The 17,686-nt window shown below is 48.3% G+C and carries 16 protein-coding genes; 6 read left to right on the top strand and 10 right to left on the bottom strand.

Translation table 11 applies throughout. From position 1 onward, the window contains the following. Window positions 1-200 precede the first annotated feature (200 nt). From ACW6QF_RS05540 to ACW6QF_RS05530, 3 genes are read left to right on the top strand one after another with little or no spacing between them, the layout of a single operon-like run. Window positions 201-1,946, top strand: a complete 1,746-nt coding sequence (locus tag ACW6QF_RS05540; RefSeq protein ID WP_298553788.1) for a glutamine--tRNA ligase/YqeY domain fusion protein — start codon at window positions 201-203, stop codon at window positions 1,944-1,946. Between the two features lie 12 nt (window positions 1,947-1,958). Further along, a complete protein-coding gene (locus tag ACW6QF_RS05535; protein ID WP_456087095.1) occupies window positions 1,959-3,401 on the top strand; it encodes a tetratricopeptide repeat protein in 1,443 nt (480 codons plus the stop codon). 2 nt (window positions 3,402-3,403) lie between these two features. Further along, window positions 3,404-4,312, top strand: a complete 909-nt coding sequence (locus ACW6QF_RS05530; RefSeq protein ID WP_456087094.1) for a DUF368 domain-containing protein — start codon at window positions 3,404-3,406, stop codon at window positions 4,310-4,312. A 25-nt stretch (window positions 4,313-4,337) separates the two neighbouring features. Here the strand turns inward: ACW6QF_RS05530 and pgl are convergent, their stop codons facing one another. The 6 genes from pgl to ACW6QF_RS05500 all read right to left on the bottom strand — a co-directional run bounded on the left by pgl (window position 4,338) and on the right by ACW6QF_RS05500 (window position 11,400). Further along, entirely contained in the window at window positions 4,338-5,039 is a 702-nt protein-coding gene (gene pgl, locus ACW6QF_RS05525; protein WP_456087093.1) for a 6-phosphogluconolactonase, read from the bottom strand. Between the two features lie 15 nt (window positions 5,040-5,054). Beyond that, window positions 5,055-6,524 (bottom strand): glucose-6-phosphate dehydrogenase, encoded by a 1,470-nt coding sequence (gene zwf, locus ACW6QF_RS05520; protein ID WP_456087092.1) that lies wholly within the window; start codon window positions 6,522-6,524, stop codon window positions 5,055-5,057. Between the two features lie 87 nt (window positions 6,525-6,611). Next, entirely contained in the window at window positions 6,612-8,084 is a 1,473-nt protein-coding gene (gnd, locus tag ACW6QF_RS05515) for a decarboxylating NADP(+)-dependent phosphogluconate dehydrogenase (RefSeq protein ID WP_456087091.1), read from the bottom strand. 12 nt (window positions 8,085-8,096) lie between these two features. Beyond that, complete coding sequence (locus ACW6QF_RS05510; protein WP_456087090.1) at window positions 8,097-9,473, bottom strand: FAD-dependent oxidoreductase; 1,377 nt, start codon at window positions 9,471-9,473, stop codon at window positions 8,097-8,099. Between the two features lie 248 nt (window positions 9,474-9,721). Next, a complete protein-coding gene (locus ACW6QF_RS05505) occupies window positions 9,722-10,558 on the bottom strand; it encodes a helix-turn-helix domain-containing protein (RefSeq protein WP_456087089.1) in 837 nt (278 codons plus the stop codon). A 35-nt stretch (window positions 10,559-10,593) separates the two neighbouring features. Next, window positions 10,594-11,400 carry a helix-turn-helix domain-containing protein gene (locus tag ACW6QF_RS05500; RefSeq protein ID WP_456087088.1) on the bottom strand — a complete coding sequence of 269 codons (807 nt, stop codon included), beginning with the start codon at window positions 11,398-11,400 and terminating at the stop codon, window positions 10,594-10,596. A 214-nt stretch (window positions 11,401-11,614) separates the two neighbouring features. Here ACW6QF_RS05500 and ACW6QF_RS05495 point away from each other — a divergent pair, with 214 nt between their 5' ends. Together ACW6QF_RS05495 and ACW6QF_RS05490 are read left to right on the top strand one after the other, a co-directional pair. Next, window positions 11,615-12,523 (top strand): DUF2156 domain-containing protein, encoded by a 909-nt coding sequence (locus ACW6QF_RS05495; RefSeq protein WP_456087087.1) that lies wholly within the window; start codon window positions 11,615-11,617, stop codon window positions 12,521-12,523. Window positions 12,524-12,532: 9 nt separating this feature from the next. Beyond that, entirely contained in the window at window positions 12,533-13,477 is a 945-nt protein-coding gene (locus ACW6QF_RS05490; RefSeq protein WP_456087086.1) for a GNAT family N-acetyltransferase, read from the top strand. 81 nt (window positions 13,478-13,558) lie between these two features. Here ACW6QF_RS05490 and ACW6QF_RS05485 read toward each other — a convergent pair whose 3' ends face one another. The 3 genes from ACW6QF_RS05485 to ACW6QF_RS05475 all read right to left on the bottom strand — a co-directional run bounded on the left by ACW6QF_RS05485 (window position 13,559) and on the right by ACW6QF_RS05475 (window position 14,825). Next, window positions 13,559-13,972 carry a type II toxin-antitoxin system VapC family toxin gene (locus ACW6QF_RS05485; RefSeq protein ID WP_456087085.1) on the bottom strand — a complete coding sequence of 138 codons (414 nt, stop codon included), beginning with the start codon at window positions 13,970-13,972 and terminating at the stop codon, window positions 13,559-13,561. Next, window positions 13,969-14,223, bottom strand: coding sequence for a DUF6364 family protein (locus ACW6QF_RS05480; protein WP_456087084.1), 255 nt, complete (start codon window positions 14,221-14,223; stop codon window positions 13,969-13,971). The genes ACW6QF_RS05485 and ACW6QF_RS05480 overlap by 4 nt, the downstream gene beginning before the upstream one ends. A 152-nt stretch (window positions 14,224-14,375) precedes the next feature. Continuing rightward, complete coding sequence (locus tag ACW6QF_RS05475; protein WP_456087083.1) at window positions 14,376-14,825, bottom strand: phage integrase SAM-like domain-containing protein; 450 nt, start codon at window positions 14,823-14,825, stop codon at window positions 14,376-14,378. 122 nt (window positions 14,826-14,947) lie between these two features. Between ACW6QF_RS05475 and ACW6QF_RS05470 the strand changes: the two genes are divergently transcribed. Next, the gene (locus tag ACW6QF_RS05470) at window positions 14,948-16,291 is read left to right on the top strand and encodes an MATE family efflux transporter (RefSeq protein WP_456087082.1); all 1,344 of its coding nucleotides are present in this window, start codon (window positions 14,948-14,950) and stop codon (window positions 16,289-16,291) included. A 58-nt stretch (window positions 16,292-16,349) separates the two neighbouring features. Here ACW6QF_RS05470 and ACW6QF_RS05465 read toward each other — a convergent pair whose 3' ends face one another. Beyond that, entirely contained in the window at window positions 16,350-17,519 is a 1,170-nt protein-coding gene (locus ACW6QF_RS05465) for an ATP-binding protein (RefSeq protein WP_456087134.1), read from the bottom strand. Window positions 17,520-17,686 lie beyond the last annotated feature (167 nt).

The raw sequence follows: 17,686 nt of genomic DNA, 5'->3' as shown, positions 1-17,686 counted from the left end.
AACTATGTTTCACCCCCCCTCGAACACCGATCTTCACATATTAACTTATTTTTACACCTTAACCCCTACTTGTTTTTGGAAAAGGGCCTGATCATCCCGTATCTTTGCCTCAAAGAAAAAAGGAAAACGAAAAAGTTGCATTTCAACCTGTTTTTCTCTACCTTTGCGTTCTTTGACATAGAAAATATTAAACTACAAAGATGAGCGATATCAAAACAAACGAACCGGAAGAAAGCAAAAAGAGCTTGAACTTCATCGAAGCAATGGTCGAAAAAGATTTGGCGGAAGGCAAGAACAAGGGCCGTGTACAGACCCGTTTCCCGCCCGAACCCAACGGTTACCTGCATATCGGACACGCCAAAGCCATCTGCATGGATTTCGGCATTGCCCAAAAGTACGGAGGCGTCTGTAACCTGCGCTTCGACGACACCAATCCGGTAAAAGAAGATTTGGAGTATGTGGACGCCATCAAGGAAGACATCGAATGGCTGGGTTACCACTGGGATAATATCTACTACGCATCCGACTACTTCCAGCAACTCTGGGACTTCGCCATCCAGCTGATCAAGGAAGGAAAAGCATACATCGACGAGCAGACGTCCGACCAGATCGCATCCCAGAAAGGGACGCCGACACAACCGGGCACAAACAGCCCCTACCGCGACCGTCCGGTCGAAGAGAACCTGGAGCTGTTCCACAAGATGAACAGCGGCGAGTTGGAAGAAGGTTCGATGGTGTTGCGTGCGAAGATCGACATGGCAAACCCGAACATGCACTTCCGCGACCCGATCATCTACCGCATCGTCAAGACCCCGCACCACCGTACGGGCGACAAATGGAAGGCTTACCCGATGTACGACTTCGCACACGGGCAGAGCGACTATTTCGAAGGTGTCACCCACTCGTTGTGCACGCTTGAATTTGTCGTGCACCGTCCGTTGTACGACCTGTTCATCGACTGGCTGAAAGAGGGCAAGGACCTCGACGACAACCGTCCGCGCCAGACGGAGTTCAACAAACTGAACCTGAGCTACACGCTGATGAGCAAACGCAACCTGCTGATCCTGGTGAAGGAAGGCTTGGTACACGACTGGGACGACCCGCGCATGCCGACCATCTGCGGTTTCCGCCGTCGCGGTTATTCACCGGAAGCGATCCATAAGTTCATCGACAAGATCGGCTACACCACCTATGATGCGCTGAACGAATTCGCGCTGCTTGAAAGTGCCGTCCGCGAAGACCTCAACACCCGCTCCACCCGTGTATCGGCCGTTCTGAACCCGGTCAAGCTGATCATCGGGAACTACCCGGAAGGACAGGTAGAGGAGATGGAGGCGATCAACAACCCGGAAGATCCGACGGCAGGCAGCCACACGATCGAATTCAGCCGCGAGCTGTGGATCGAGCGTGAAGATTTCATGGAAGACGCTCCGAAAAAGTTCTTCCGTATGACACCGGGTCAGGAAGTGCGTCTGAAAAATGCCTATATCGTGAGATGCACGGGCTGCAAGAAAGACGGGAACGGCGAGGTCGAGGAAATCTATTGCGAATACGATCCGAACACCAAGAGCGGTATGCCGGACAGCAACCGGAAGGTGAAAGGCACGCTCCACTGGTTGAGTTGCGCACATTGTCTGCCGGCAGAAGTCCGTCTGTACGACCGCCTGTGGAAAGTGGAGAACCCGCGCGACGAAATGGCGGCTATCCGCGAAGCAAAGAACTGCTCGCCTTTGGAGGCGATGAAAGAGATCATCAACCCGGACTCCCTGAAGGTGTTGACAAATTGCTATGTCGAAAAGTTCCTGGCAAACGCCAAGCCGCTCGACTACCTCCAGTTCCAGCGCATCGGCTATTTCAATGTAGACAAGGATTCTACGGCCGACAAATTGATCTTCAACCGTACCGTATCCCTGAAAGATACCTGGAGCAAGGTGAAAGATAAATAAAAAGAGATTTGTATGAAGAAAAAAGATATTTCACGCCTGTTACAACGCTATCTGTCCGGTCGCCAGGAAGGCAAAGAGGCCTATTTCGATGCCGATGAGATCGATGAGTTGTTGGACAGCTTTGAAGAATCTGATGATTATACTTACTATGATGAAGTCCTGGCCTTAGGGCTGAGGCTTCATCCCGGTAATCCCGATTTGCAGGTCAGGCAATGCAAGTCGTATGTCTACAACGAAGACTATGAAAGTGCGCTCGTCCTGATCGAATCGATAGCCGAAACCGACAACCAGGATCTCGACATGCTACGTCTCGAATGTTACGTCATGCTGGACTCGTACGACAAAGTGATCGAATATGTAGAAAAACTCATCGCCGACAAATGCGAGTACCTGGAAACGTTGTTCGAATATATCGCACCGATCCTGGGAGACGTGGAGATGACCGATGAGGCACACGATTTCATCAATCGCGGCCTAATGCTTTTCCCCGACAACCTGATCCTGAAAGACGAGCTTTGCTATAATTTGGAAATAGAGGGCGATATAAAAAAAGCGATCGAGATTTGTAACGAACTGATCGACAAGAACCCCTACTCCAACGACTACTGGTTCACTTTGGGCCGCCTCTACTCCATCAGCGGAGACTATGAGAAAGCGATCGAAGCGTTCGACTTCGCCCTCACCTGCGACGACTCGGACGAAGAGTTGAAGATACTGAAGGCTTATTGCCTGTACATGAACGAAAGCTACGAGAAGGCGATCGAGGTCTATAATGAAATCGCGACGACCCAGGAGGTCCGCGACCGTATCACTCCCCTGCTTGCCGAATGTTATATCAAGCTGGAGAACTACGAAAAGGCTTATGCCTTGCTGAAAGAGCTGCTAAAACAGAACAGCCTGAAGGAGGACTCAAGCACGTATATCAATTATATCCAATGTTGTGTCGAAACAGAACGTGAAGAAGAAGCCTCCGATGCCCTGATGCAAGCATCCAAGCTATTCCCGAAGAACATCCGCATCCTTTCCTTGCTGGCCCTTACCTATCTGGAAAACGGGGACGAACATAAGGCGATGGAAGCGACCGAAAACCTTTTCAACGCACTCGACCAAGTGGAGGATAAGCAGCCGGAAGACTTCGAGAGCTTGTATCGCGCCGGACAATACCTATTCATGAAAGGAGATATCGACAAGGCCTTGCAATACTACAAGAAGGTGTTGGAAGCCCATCCGGAAATGCCTTATATGCACCTTCATATGGCAATGGCATATCTGGCAAAGGGAGATATGAAACGTTTCAGCGAGCACTACAAGCAGACCTCTCACGAAGAATTGCTCGATTACCTGAAAAGCGCCGGACTCAATTATGAAGGGATAGTCGAGCGCATCGACGGCAAATATATTCCACCGGAAGACCTGGTGAAAGAATTCCTCAAGAATAAGGATAACAATAATTAAACATGAAAAGAAATCTAAAAGACTACGGCCTCTTAGTTCTAAAAGGCATGGGCATGGGCGCGGCAGATGTCGTGCCCGGCGTATCAGGCGGAACCATCGCCTTCATTGTTGGGATCTATGAAGAATTGATCGACTCGATCAAAAGTATCAACGGAGCCGGCCTTAAGCTGCTCTTCACCGGAAAAGTCGTTGCATTCTGGAAAGCGATCAATGCCAACTTCCTGCTATCCATCGTCGCCGGGATCGGGATCAGTATCTTCTCGCTGGCAAAAATCATCACCTGGTTGCTGACAGACCACCCGATCCTGGTCTGGTCCTTCTTCTTCGGATTGGTACTGGCTTCCACCTGGTTCGTATCCAAAGACATCAAGAAGTGGGATTGGAAAACGATCCTGAGCTATCTCGTCGGGATCGTCATCGCGTTCTACATAACCGTCGCGACACCGGCCGAGACGCCTTCCAACCTGTTCTTTATTTTCCTTTGCGGGGCGATCGCCATTTGTGCCATGATTTTGCCGGGTATATCGGGAAGTTTCATCCTGGTGCTGTTAGGCAAGTATTTTTATATCATGGAGGCGGTAAAGACATTCAATATTCCCGTAATGTTAGTGTTCATCTGCGGCGCGGCAATCGGTATCACCAGTTTCTCCCGTGTGCTTTCGTTCGCTCTTCGCCGGTTCCACGACATTACGATCTCCGTATTGGCCGGTTTTATGTTGGGTTCGCTGAACAAGGTTTGGCCCTGGAAGGAAACGATCGAGACCTATACGGACAGCCACGGCATTGTAAAACCGTTGGTCGAAGCCAACATCATGCCGGACCAACTTGTCTGGGAAGCTCTCGGCCTGATGATTTTAGGCTTCGCCATCGTCTATTTCCTTGAGAGACTCTCGATGAGGACATCGAAATAATAAAGTACAACTCCATCCCGCCTTGTCATAAGGTCGTGTAGACAAACGCCTCTACCGCATGAGTAAGGATATAGGCGGCAGGCGTAGGATGGGTTGCCGAATAGCCTTTTTTCAGCTCTTCGAGCATCTCTTTCTTTCCCGCCCCCAAGACCGGGACCAGCAACGGCGAATCGTTCAGGATCAGCGGGCCGGTCATCGTGATACGGAACTGATGGGATTCGGGATGTTGGGAAACGGCGTAATTACGGCTGTCCGTCAACAACGGCAAGGTGTCCGGGAAGATGGATGCGGTATGCGCATCGCCTCCGATCCCCAGGATGATACAATCGAAATAGGGCAATTGCCCGTGCCGGGGCAGATACTCCTTCACGACACGCGAATAGCGCATCGCTTCCGTACCCGGTTCCACCTCGCCATGAATGCGGTGCACATGGTCGGCGGGTATGTGTAGCGGCTTGAACAAAAGCTCGTTTGCATGTCCATAATTGCTGTCCGGGTCGGTTGGCGGAACACATCGTTCATCCACCCAAAAGAAACGGATCGCATCCCAGTCGATCACGTCTTTATATTCATCCGCCCAAAGAGCGAACATCTTCTGTGCCGTCCCTCCTCCCGACAAGGCGAGGTTGAAAGGCAGGTCATCCTCTTTCCGGTCCATATACCGGATCAGCTCTCCGGTCATTGCCCGGAGGGCCTCTTTATCATCTTTAAAATTCTCTATGATCATAATCATCCTTTTTTATCATTGACAACTTTGGCAAGGGCAATCCTTCGGTGTCATCCCCAACTTGGCCTTTTCGATCGGGCCGTCTTCACCGGGAGCGTAGAAGAACAGGTTCTTCGCGCCCTCTTCTTTCCAATGATGGAGGATCGGGTCGATCAGTCGCCAGCTTGCCTCCAAAGCGTCGCTACGGGCATACAAAGTCGAATCGCCCAACATGGCATCGAGCAACAGGCGTTCATAGGCATCGGGCAGATAGTTCTTCGAAAGCGAATCATAGCGGAAATCCATACCCACCTGCTTCACCGTGAAACCGGCCCCCGGCATCTTCAGGCCGAACTTCAGCGTGATGCTCTCGTCCGGCTGGATACGGATAATCAGTTTGTTGCAGGAACCTCCCGAACATTGTCCGACGAAAAGCTGGTGAGGAGTGGACTTGAAGTTCACGACGATCTCCGAACTCTTTTCCGGCAATTTCTTTCCGGTGAAGATATAGAACGGGACATCGCTCCAACGCCAGTTATCGATAAACATTTTCATAGCGACGTACGTCTCCGTAGTGGAGTCAGGCGCCACATTCTTCTCTTCCCGGTAGCCGTCGTACTGGCCACGCACAATCAGGTTGTCCATATCGTGCGTCTTATACGGACGCAAAGCGCGGAACACCTTCACGATCTCGTCGCGGATCGGCTCCGGGTCGAACACCGAAGGCGACTCCATCGCCGTAAATGCCATCAGTTGCATCAGATGGTTCTGGATCATGTCGCGCAAGGCTCCCGCCCCGTCATAATATTTCCCGCGATTCTCCACGCCAAGCGTTTCCGAGGCGCTGATCTCGATCGAGTCGATGTAATTACGGTTCCACAACGGTTCGAATATGCCGTTGGAGAAACGGAGCACCAGGATGTTCTGCACCGTCTCTTTCCCCAGATAATGGTCGATACGGTAAATTTCCTTCTCATCGAAGATATGGATGAGATGCTTGTTCAGGCGTTCGGCCGATTCGAGGCTCGTTCCGAAAGGCTTCTCCACGATCACGCGGCGCCAACCGTCCTCGCTTCCGGCAACATTCATCCCGTTTTCTTTCAGGCAGGTCGGAATCAACTCGTACATCACCGGCGGCGTGGCAAGATAATAGATGATCTTGTCCGGCAACTGCTGCTCGTTTTGCAACTGGCGGATACGATCTTTCAGTTTATGATATTCGGAGGACTGGGTCGAATCGAACGCAAGGTAAAAGACGCGGCGGAGGAAATTGTCCAGTTCCGTTTCGTCCACCTCCTTGTTCTTCAGGGATTCCCGGATATGCACCTTTTCGAAAGCGCGGTACTCGTCATCCGTATATTCCGTACGGGCCGCCCCCAAGATGCAGAAACGTTCCGGCAATAAGCCCCGAACGTGCAATTCGTAGAGCGAGGGCAAGAGCTTCCGCCCCGTCAGGTCGCCGGAAGCTCCGAATATGACTAATAATTGATTGCTTGCTGTTTTCATTTGCTTTTAAAATTTAATGATGTCGGAAAGTTCCGAAAAGCCGGAAAATCGTTTTTGAAGGCGGCGGAACTTTCCGAAACGATGGAATCAGACGCTATACGTCCCCGAAACCGTATTTCCTCCCTCCCCGGTCCAATTGGTGTGGAAGAAATGACCACGTTCGCGATCGGTACGTTCATAAGTATGGGCGCCGAAATAGTCGCGTTGCGCCTGAATCATATTCGCGGCCGAATGCAACGTGCGCAACCCGTCGAAATAGCTCAGGGCCGAGCTCATGGCAGGCAGGGCGACACCGCTCAGCGCACCTTCGGCGACAATCCGGCGCCAGGCGGGAAGAGCCTCCTGTATCTTAGTGTGGAAAAAGTCATCGAAGAGCAGGTTTTCCAAGTCCGGGTCCTTCCGGTATGCATCCGTGATCTTTTGCAGGAAGACGGAACGGATGATACACCCCTTACGCCAGATGCGGGCAATCGTCCCGTAATCCAAATCCCAGCCATAATGCCCGGAAGCACGGCGAAGCAAGGAGAATCCCTGTGCATAGGAAATCAGCTTGGCCGCGTATAGTGCCTGACGGACGTCCTCAATCGACAATTGAGAATTGACATTTGACAATTTTTCTTCCTCTTCCAATTGTCCATTGTAAAGGCTTGCCGCCTTCATTCGTTCGGGATACAAGGCCGAGAGCAAGCGGGCGTAAACCGCTTCGGTGATCAACGTCAGCGGATCGTTCTCGTCCATCGCCGCGATCGCGCTCCATTTGCCGGTTCCTTTCTGCCCGGCGACATCCAGTATCTTGTCGAGCAACGGTTTTCCGTCTTCGTCACGGAAACGCAGGATGTTGGCGGTTATCTCGATCAGGAAACTATCGAGCTCCCCTCCGTTCCATTCGTCAAAGACGACGGCCATCGCATCGTTGTCCAGTCCTTTCCGGTTTTTCAATAGCGAATAGGCTTCGGAAATAAGCTGCATATCGCCATACTCGATGCCGTTGTGCACCATCTTCACAAAATGGCCGGCGCCACCCGCTCCGATCCATTCGCAACAAGGCGAACCATCGTCCAGCTTGGCGGAAATCCCCTGCAAGATGTCTTTCACCAGCGGCCAGGCTTCCACCGAACCTCCGGGCATCACGGACGGGCCGTGCAAGGCTCCTTCCTCGCCTCCCGAAATTCCGGTCCCGACGAAATAGATCCCTCTCTTCTCCAACTCCTTCACACGGCGTTCCGTGTCGTGGAAATCGGAATTCCCCCCGTCGATAATCACATCGCCCGGCGAAAGGAAAGGGAGCAGTTGCGAGATCAACTCGTCTACGGGACGTCCCGCCTTGACCATCATCATGATGACGTGGGGAGTTTTTACCGAGTCGACCAATTGTTCGATAGAATGCGTTCCGATAAAATGCCTGCCTTTTCCCCGGCCATTGATAAAACGGTCCACAACGCCCTCTTCGCCCGGTGCGCTCCGGTTATATACGGCAACCGTGAAGCCTTTGCTTTCCATGTTGAGAGCCAGGTTCTCGCCCATCACGGCGAGCCCGATCAATCCTATATCTGCTTTCATATTTCAGCTCTTTTATTTTATGTTGAATAAATCGTTCAAAGACTCACTCATAGAAGGGTGAGTGAAAATATTGTCACGAAGGAGGACATAATCATTATCGGTACGCATCGCCAACGACACGAGGTTGATGATTTCGCTCGACTCGGCACAGAACAGCGTTGCTCCCAATATCTGGTTCGTATCGGCATCCACGACCGCCTTCAGCAACCCTTCCGGTTGTCCGATCGTACGGGTTCTCGGCATCGAAGCGGCCATGACTTTGGAGACTTTTATGTTACGTCCCGTCCGGCGTGCCTGCTCTTCGTTCAGGCCGACATGCGACAGGGGCGGATCGATGAACACCGAATAGGCGACCGCCTCCCGGTCATTGGTATTGCGTTTGCCGTCTCCAAAAAGTTCATCGCGTATGATGCGGTAATCATCCAGCGAAAGATACGTGAATTGCAAACCGCCTCGCACATCCCCGATTGCCCATATATGATCCGCGGTCGTATGCAGGCGGTCATCCACCTCGATTGCCCCGCGCTCCGCCAACTTCACGCCGGCAGCCTGCAAGTTCAGTCCTTCGGTATTCGGACGGCGTCCGGTAGCCAGCAGGATGGCATCGGCATCGATCCGTGACGTATCTCCTGTCAGGGCATCACGGTAGACGACGGTAGCTTTCCCGGCATCGTGCTCGATCTCCTGTACGACGGCGTTCAGGCGGATCGAAATGCCTTTCTTTTCCAAAACGGTCTTCACGGCTTCGGCGATATCGCGGTCTTCACGGGGAATAAACTTGTCGCCTCCCTCCAGAACCGTCACGTCCGATCCGAAATTAGCAAAGATCGAAGCAAACTCAAGCCCGATATAGCCTCCTCCCACGATCGCCAGGCGACGGGGTAGCCGGTCCAGTTCCATGATCGAAGTGCTGGTGTAGACAAAAGGATTGCCTTCGATCCCTTTTATATTGGGGACGATGGTGGAAGCGCCGGTATTGATAAAGATTTTATCGGCTTGCAACACGATAGTCTCACGATCGGTTTTCACTTCCACTTCCGTTGGAGAGAGGAACGAGGCGATACCGGTATAAACAGTCACCGTCTCTTTGTTGTCGAGATTCTCAAAATTCTTCTGACGCAAAGCAGCCGTGATCTTCCTTTTTTCCTCGATCGCCTTATGAAAGGCATCGGCATATTGCTCGAATGTCGTGAAGTGGGAATATTGCGCCACTTTGGAAAGATGTACCAGCGTCTTGGTCGGAATGCATCCGATATTGATACATGTCCCGCCATACATGTCTTTCGAACGTTCCACAACGGCAACAGTCCATCCGCGGCTGCCTAAATCAGCGGCCAGCGTCTTTCCGCCCTTGCCGAAACCAATGATGATTGCATCATACTTTTTCATCTTTTGTCATCCTCCTTTTTATTTTCTACTTAAGGAACATTTCTTTTAACCTGATTGTTCCCGATAAGTATCTGTTTATTGTCCTGTTTTTTCTATGATGCAAAAATACACAGCCTTTTGATTTCAGAGGATAATGATTTTGCCCTAAGATTTGGCAATATTCCCTGCCAATCAGGGAATCATTGTTCACCGCCGGATGCAACTCTATAGGGATATAAGTATCGTGACATCCGTCATCGCGACTATTGTCATTTTTTATATTGGCGGCGATATTCGGTCGCGCTCAGCCCGGTTGCGTTCTTGAAGAAACGGCTGAATGCCGCCTGGTCTTCGAAACCTAACAGCAGGGCGATCTCTTTCGAGCTTTTGGCCGTATAGAGGAGCAAGCGTTGGGCTTCGGCCTGGATGCGGTTATGGATGATACGGATGGCGGAAGGCTGCTGATAGGCGGAAAGGATATTGGCCAGTGTCTTCGGGGATTTGTTCAGCATATCCGCATATTCCTGCACCTGTTTCTTCTCCTTAAAATAAGTATCGACCAGGACATGGAACTTGCGGATCGTCTCGAACTGGAAACTGTTCTCCCGAACGACTCCCTGCCTGTCTTCCGCTATTCGCGTGCATAATATGATGAACCGCTTCAACAATACCCGGAGCATCTCGTCTTGCAGGTGGTCGGTACTGAGAAACTCTTCCTGCATGATCCCCGTCAGCGTATCGATCTTCCGTCGCTCATCCTCCGAAAGGATGAAAGTCAACACATGCGACGAACCGTGAAACAGCAATCCGTTGCACGACACCTCATGGTCGTTGCCATGTATGCAATAGAAGTTACTGTTGAACATCAGAGCATAGTATCTGCCTTCGACGCGCAGAAATTCCAGATGATGCAAATGGGAAAGCGGAACGAGCTGCCCCTTTTCCAAAACAATCTGCTGATGGTCGATATCCAACTCTACTTCGCCGGAATCCACCCATATAAATTTATACAGCGTTTTGTCTTTCAGAAGATCCGAGTCTTCATGGAGCGAATCGGTCAAGACGACCCGCCCCTTTATCTTCGCATTCTCAAATGTCCATCTCATGGTATTATTTTTTAATTCTCAATTTTCAATTTCCATCACCTCCAGTTCCCCGGCAATTCTCCCGTATGCCGCCTGAACCAACGTGCAAAGGTATCATAATTTGAGAAATTAAGCATCACGGCAATGCGGGAAGGTCTCATGCGAGTCTTAATCAGCAAATCTTTTGCCTCAAGCAATACATACTGGCTGATCCATTCCGCTGCCGAAATGCCGGAATGCGATTTGCATTTGTTATTCAGTTCCGTCGAAGTCATCCCCAACTTCTCTGCGAAATAATAGACCGGATAATGATGGTAACGGCTAATCAGCAAAGCGAAATCGTGGAAAAAAGGCGGAACCTCGCTATCCCGGTCGTCTGCCAAATGTCCTCCCTGCTGGAGGAAGAAAATAAGGGCACGCAAAAGCGATTCCACCACTTTGACCCGGACATCGCTCATTCGCTCGATTTGTGACTGTATCAGCCGGATATAAAGCCCGGACTCTTCCAACTCGTCCGGTGTAATCGTCCGGAACATCAGACGTTGCCGGTTAATCAGCAAATCACTGCCGGCATAAATCACGATCCCTTCAAAACCAGTCTGCGAAAAACGGGATATGTCACTCACATCCTCCGCAGACGCCAGGAACACCTGCCCGGCAACTATGGAGATTTCCTTTTCAAGCGCTTTGCATGCGAACTTTCCTCCCCGGCAGATCACCGCAAGAGTTCCCGGTTCCAAAGGCAACAGGTCATGATCCTGCCCGGCTTCGACGTGAATGATCTTCAATGTACTTTCCAATGTCAAATTAGCAGTCGACACGGCATGATAAAGATCGATCGGTAATATTTTATCTGTATTCATTTCCTTCTCACTTTTAAATAAAAATCATTTCACTTCGAACATTTAAAGATAGATGTTAGTTTACTATGCACAATCATTTTTATGTTTAGTTAAATTGCTATTAATAACATTTATAGGGTTTATCACGCGATATACAAAATCGATTGTTTTTATTTCGCATAAAACATTCATACATTCTTATTAGTTTTATATTTGCACATCAAAAAAGAAAAAGATGAAGATACCGTTCAAACCTATCAGAATCGAAGATAGAGATATTATAACCTCCTTTACGATCCCGAGCAATTACAAGAATTGCGACTATTCATTTGCCAACATCTGTAGTTGGCGATTCCTCTACGATAGCGAGTTTGCCGTTGTCGACGGTAACTTGTTGATCCGCTTCTGGATCGAAAACAAAACGAGAGTCGCTTACATGACGCCAACCGGACAGGGCAATCTGAAACAAGCGATCGATCTGCTGGAAGCCGACTCGCTCGAACAGGGCCATCCGCTTTGTATGTTAGGCGTAACGCCCGATGCCAAAGAGGAACTCGAAAAGGCAATCCCTGGCGGCTTCTTCTACATCCCCGAACGGGATTATTTCGATTACATCTACTTGCGTGAAGACCTGGCAATCCTGAAAGGGAAGAAATACCAGGCGAAACGCAATCATATCAACAACTTCAATAAGAAATATTCTTACAAATATATCCCTATCACACCGGAACTGGTCCCCGAATGCCTCCAACTCGAATGTAAATGGTTCAAGGCAAACCGGGAAGATAACGACGTGGAGGACCTGAACGACGAACGCCGTTCCATCATCTATGCCTTGGACCATTATGATAAGTTGGGGCTGATAGGCGGCGCTATTTGCGTAGACCATCAGATCGTTGCTTTCACCTTCGGCGCCCCGATCAATCACAACACCTTCGGGGTGCATGTCGAAAAGGCGAATGTGAACTATGAGGGGGCTTATGCTGTTATCAACAAAGAATTCGCCTCCCACCTTCCGGAGAAATATATATATGTGAACCGGGAGGAAGACTTGGGGATTCCCGGTCTGCGACAGGCTAAACTTTCGTATAACCCGTTCATCCTATTGGAAAAATCCGCAGCAATAAAGAAACCTGCAAAATAATATTGAACGATGGATAACAACAAGCCTCAATTGATCGACCTGTGGCGTACTTCTTTCGACGACAGCGAAGAATTTATCAAACTGTTCTTCGACCGGGTCTACAAAAAGGAAAACGCCCTGTTTATAGAGAAAGACGGAAAGATCGTTTCCGCCCTTCAAATGCTTCCGTTTGTCATGACCTACTATGGGACGGAGATATCCGTGAACTATATATATGGTGCCTGCACCCTTCCTTCCGAACGCGGGCAGGGGCTCATGCGCCAACTGATACAAGAAGCCTTCAAGGTGATGGAAAGCCGGAAGGTGGCTCTGACGGTCATTATCCCGGCCGATCCGTGGCTGTTCGATTATTACCGCGATTTAGGATATACGGAGGCTTTCGACTATTCGGAAGAGACGTATGTCCGCCCTTATGAAATAGCTTGGGAACAGGGGATCTTAGTGGTTCCGCCGGAAGTTCCTTCTATGGAATCTCTTTATAAGTTCTTCAATAAGAAGCAGCGGGAACGTACCTGCTATGTGCTGCACGGTTATGACGATTTCGTCACCATCCTGCGCGACTTGCAGATCTCCGGCGGACAGATGCTGACCGCCCTGAACATTCAGGACGAACCGATCGGCATGATCTTTTTCCATCCTGCCGGCGACCATATCTATGTCAAAGAATTGATGTACGACAACGATCACATCAAGAACCTGCTCTTGCAGGAAGCGACAACCCAAAACAAGGTGGAAAAAGCCGTCTACCGCACTCCTTTCACCGGACCGGGAACTTTTCCCTTAGGCATGGCACGTGTCCTCGACCGCGACCGCCTTATCCATCACTGGGCTTCCACCCACGAAAACTCCGTTCTCAACATCGGCGAACTGAAAGAAATGGACACCCAATCGCTCACCCGCCTGTTGCTCGACTACCAGAGCCGAGAGGCTTATATGAGTTTGATGCTCGATTAGTTTTCAATTTTACTCTAAAATAAAGTCCCTCGCCATTTCATCATAGCGAGGGACTCTCCTAATAAATATTTTCCTATATAATTAATAGCTTCTTTTCAAGAATTCATCTGGTGTAATTACAGGAATAGCCGAAGCCTTATAATCTTTTACATTACGAGTAACTATTACCTTAACACCATTTTCTATAGCAGAATAATATTGTATTGCGTCCTCAAAGTCGGTAAAGTCCGAGTCTAAAGCCTTATCCACAGTGGTATCCTTCACCGGGAGTATATGCACTAACATTCTGAAACGCCGTAATATGTCTATCGCATCTTTGGCTCCCAATTGTTTGCGTAACAAATAAAATATGGTAGAAAAAGATAACGATGAGATATACAATTTTATATACTTTTTATCCCCTAATGTGAACAAAATAGCAGCTGCATCATAAAATGGCTCACGTTTAGATAATAAATCTATCGCAATATTCGTATCTAAAAATACATTCTTCATTGATATTTATTTTCAAGATAGTCCGAATAATCATTCTTATAATCAAAATCAGCAGGGACTTTCAACACTCCACTTAACTCTTTCACTAATGGAGTCAATTCTATTTGCTTACTTGAAATATCATTTGTTGAAACGACAGAATCCAAATACTGTTCTACCATTTTAGAAAGACTCATATTCCGCGACCGCGCATATTCTTTTGCTTTCTCTATTATCGACTCATTTAGTCTTAATGTTAATTTTGTTTCCATAGCCATTCACTTTTCTGCAAAGATAATCATTCTCAATCAATATTCTATATAAAGCACTTATGTTATCCATCAACTGTTCTTCTCGGATAAGATAAAAGGGAAGAACCTCGCGGCCCCTCCCTTTCCTCACTTTGAATCAAATGTTCCTGCTCTTATGAGAAGGATTCATTCCATTCTTTCTGTACCAATGTTAATGTACAAAGACTTTGGTTGTAGTCGTAGTACCGGATGCGGACAGACATCTCCATTACCTTCACCGTCACGGCACGTTTCACGGTCTCTTCCCGCTTTAACCGGATCCCTTCGAACGGATGTATCTTCGGTTTATAACGGGCTTTCCGGCAAATCTTGTTATACATGGACCGGAAACAACTAATATAACTGTTTACCGTATTCACACGCAAGCCTTCATTTCTCAGGGAAGACATAAAATCGGTCACTTGCAGGGGCTTTAATTCCTTAAACGAAAAAGTATCATTCCCGCAGAAACGTAAAAAGCGGTTCCGCACCGCTCGGTAGAGGTCAGCAGTACTCTCTGCACCAGCCTCCCGCTTCTTCTTTTCCTGCTCCCGCATCAATTCATAAAAATCATTCTTTTCCATAAGCTAATCACCTCTTTTTAAAAAAGGTAAATATACAACAGGATACCCGAAGGAATGGTTATCTGATTAAATTCGTACTTTTGCAAACTCATACAAAATTATATGGATAAAAAGAGCTGATAATGTTACGGAAAGGAGACCTTACCCAAGGAGGCATAACCACCACCCTGCTACAATTTACATTGCCGATGCTGGCAGGATCGCTTTTGCAACAATGCTATAACATAGCCGATACGCTGATCGTGGGACAATGTATCGGTGCAAATGCGTTGGCCGCGGTCGGTTCCGCCTATACCTTGATAGTTTTCCTGATCTCTATCCTGCTGGGGTTGTCGATGGGGAGCGGTACGGTTTTCTCGCTGCAATACGGAGCCGGCAACCTGTCCGCCCTGCGACGTAGCGTCTATATTTCTTTCCTGTTGATCGGCACGGTGACCGTCTTGTTGAATGGGGCGGCGTTTTTCTGGCTCGATCCGATTTTGCGATGGTTGCAAGTTCCCAATGATGTTTATCCGTTGATGCACGGCTATCTATGGATCATTTTCTGGGGGATAGCCTTTACTTTCCTGTATAATTTTTATGCGGCATTGCTTCGCGCCGTGGGCGATTCCGTGACACCTCTATGGTTTCTGGCCGTATCGGTTGTTTTGAATATCGGGCTTGATTTGTTCCTTATCCTCATCCTGGACCGGGGTATCGAAGGAGCAGCGGTCGCAACGGTCGTCGCACAAGGAGCGGCAGCATCCGGCATTCTGTTATATACTTACAAGAAACGTCCCGAACTGCGGTTGCACCGGGAGGATATGCGCTTCGACCGTTCCAGCCTGAAAGAAATCACTTCCTTCTCCACACTGACTTGCATCCAACAATCTGTGATGAACTTCGGTATATTGATGGTACAAGGGTTGGTAAATAGTTTTGGCACGGCTGTCATGGCAGCATTCGCCGCGGCAGTCAAGATCGACTCTTTCGCCTATATGCCCGTTCAGGAATTCGGGAATGCTTTTTCCACTTTTGTCGCCCAGAATTTCGGGGCGCGGAAAGGAGATCGCATACGCCGGGGAGTACGCAGCGCATTTCTTATAACGATCGTCTTTTCCCTTGTCATCTCGCTGTTGGTTTTCTTTTTTGCCAAGCCGTTGATGCTTATTTTCGTCCGTCCGGATGAAACCGAGATACTTCGCATCGGAGTAGAATACCTACGCATCGAAGGGACTTTCTATTCAGGTATCGGTATCTTGTTTCTCCTTTACGGTTATTACCGTGCCGTCCGTATGCCGGGAATGTCCGTCGTGCTCACTGTTCTGTCTTTAGGCACACGTGTCGTTCTTTCTTACTGGCTGGCCTCCATTCCTTCTATCGGGGTCACCGGTATTTGGTGGTCTATTCCTATCGGTTGGTTCCTGGCCGACTTGGCCGGCATCGCTTATTACCGCTACCGCAAATATGCAGCCTTACGGGCCTGACAAAAAAGGAACAGACATAACAGGATAACAGATAGAACGGCTATCGGTCAGAAGGATGTTAATACTCCAAGCCGAATTGCCACAAAGGGATTACATTCATATAGCCGGTTTCGATATCATCTTTCACAATGAAACCATTGTCCAAACCCTGCAGTTGCTTTTGTTTCTTATTTCTACCCCCTACCTCAAACGTGAGATCATCAATCAAGAAATCAGAAACCGGGGAAACAATTACATCATGCCTGACACGCATTTGGTTTAAAAAGAAAGTCTCACGGATATTACCGACATCAGAGGCTTCATGACCTAAACAATAAATCAGATTCGTATTGTCAAGATAAATTTTATCAACCTTTCCCAAACCACGGATTCCCCCCGTCGCATCCCGCAGCTGTACAATCAACTCGGCTTTTTCGATATAGAGGCAATAATCAGCGATGCTGTTCCGGCTTGCTCCCAGCATCATGGCAATGCTGCTCATATTCGGCTTAAACGGGACACTTTTAGCGATAATGGCAAACAGTTGTTTCAACTTACGCCCTGTAGAAACATTCAAATCCGCAAACAACGGGATATCGGATTCAAGTGTTTGATTTATTATTTGCTGTAACCGCAAATCAAAATCTTCATCCAAGGCAAAAGGATAATATCCTCGTTTCAGATAATCCGAAAAGAATGTGAACGGATGAAAGCCTTCCGGCAAAATCACTTTATGTTGAAGAATATCCGACAACGTATATATATCGATATCGATATTATGAAACAATTTCAGATATTCCCGAAAAGACAGACCCTGCATTTGATACATAACAGCCCTGCGGCTCAAATCAGATACACCTTTATTGATGTCAAGTACAGAAGAACCTGTGAAAACGACATTCAGTTCAGGATGATAGTCATAAATCAATTTAAGTTCTTTAGACCAGTCTTTATATTTATGAATTTCATCTATAAACAGATACTTTCCTCCCAACTTTACGAAACTATCAGCTAAGTCTATCAATTTATGGCTGGCAAAATAAAAATCTTCGGCTGTGACATATAAAGAAACATTCCTATCCAATTCTTCTTTGATATATTGCAGGATTAGCGTTGTCTTGCCAACCCCTCGCGGGCCGGTCAAACCAATCATCCGGCTCTTCCAGTTGATCCGGGAATACATATAACGATGAAAACCGGTTGTAGTCTCTTGCAACAGTTTACTAAAATGCTCTTGAAGTTTATTCATGATCTTTATTTCTTGTCTCAGACAAAGATAGCCATTTTGCACTTTGATAGTGCAAAATGGTATATAAAATTGCACTCTCACAGTGCAATTTCGTATAATATCTACATAACAAGAGGATGAAACAGTCAAAAACATCTATTCCAAGAGATTTGACTCTTGCCGGATTT

Source organism: Parabacteroides sp. (assembly GCF_977054455.1).
Note: the sequence above shows the minus strand (reverse complement) of the source record. Positions and strands in the feature narration are given on the sequence as shown.

What these genes read in the sequence shown, in the direction of transcription:
- ACW6QF_RS05540 (WP_298553788.1), top strand. Translation starts at nt 201, where the DNA reads ATGAGCGATATCAAAACAAACGAACCGGAAGAAAGCAAAAAGAGCTTG.
- ACW6QF_RS05535 (WP_456087095.1), top strand. Translation starts at nt 1,959, where the DNA reads ATGAAGAAAAAAGATATTTCACGCCTGTTACAACGCTATCTGTCCGGT.
- ACW6QF_RS05530 (WP_456087094.1), top strand. Translation starts at nt 3,404, where the DNA reads ATGAAAAGAAATCTAAAAGACTACGGCCTCTTAGTTCTAAAAGGCATG.
- pgl (WP_456087093.1), bottom strand. Translation starts at nt 5,039, where the DNA reads ATGATCATAGAGAATTTTAAAGATGATAAAGAGGCCCTCCGGGCAATG.
- zwf (WP_456087092.1), bottom strand. Translation starts at nt 6,524, where the DNA reads ATGAAAACAGCAAGCAATCAATTATTAGTCATATTCGGAGCTTCCGGC.
- gnd (WP_456087091.1), bottom strand. Translation starts at nt 8,084, where the DNA reads ATGAAAGCAGATATAGGATTGATCGGGCTCGCCGTGATGGGCGAGAAC.
- ACW6QF_RS05510 (WP_456087090.1), bottom strand. Translation starts at nt 9,473, where the DNA reads ATGAAAAAGTATGATGCAATCATCATTGGTTTCGGCAAGGGCGGAAAG.
- ACW6QF_RS05505 (WP_456087089.1), bottom strand. Translation starts at nt 10,558, where the DNA reads ATGAGATGGACATTTGAGAATGCGAAGATAAAGGGGCGGGTCGTCTTG.
- ACW6QF_RS05500 (WP_456087088.1), bottom strand. Translation starts at nt 11,400, where the DNA reads ATGAATACAGATAAAATATTACCGATCGATCTTTATCATGCCGTGTCG.
- ACW6QF_RS05495 (WP_456087087.1), top strand. Translation starts at nt 11,615, where the DNA reads ATGAAGATACCGTTCAAACCTATCAGAATCGAAGATAGAGATATTATA.
- ACW6QF_RS05490 (WP_456087086.1), top strand. Translation starts at nt 12,533, where the DNA reads ATGGATAACAACAAGCCTCAATTGATCGACCTGTGGCGTACTTCTTTC.
- ACW6QF_RS05485 (WP_456087085.1), bottom strand. Translation starts at nt 13,972, where the DNA reads ATGAAGAATGTATTTTTAGATACGAATATTGCGATAGATTTATTATCT.
- ACW6QF_RS05480 (WP_456087084.1), bottom strand. Translation starts at nt 14,223, where the DNA reads ATGGAAACAAAATTAACATTAAGACTAAATGAGTCGATAATAGAGAAA.
- ACW6QF_RS05475 (WP_456087083.1), bottom strand. Translation starts at nt 14,825, where the DNA reads ATGGAAAAGAATGATTTTTATGAATTGATGCGGGAGCAGGAAAAGAAG.
- ACW6QF_RS05470 (WP_456087082.1), top strand. Translation starts at nt 14,948, where the DNA reads ATGTTACGGAAAGGAGACCTTACCCAAGGAGGCATAACCACCACCCTG.
- ACW6QF_RS05465 (WP_456087134.1), bottom strand. Translation starts at nt 17,519, where the DNA reads ATGAATAAACTTCAAGAGCATTTTAGTAAACTGTTGCAAGAGACTACA.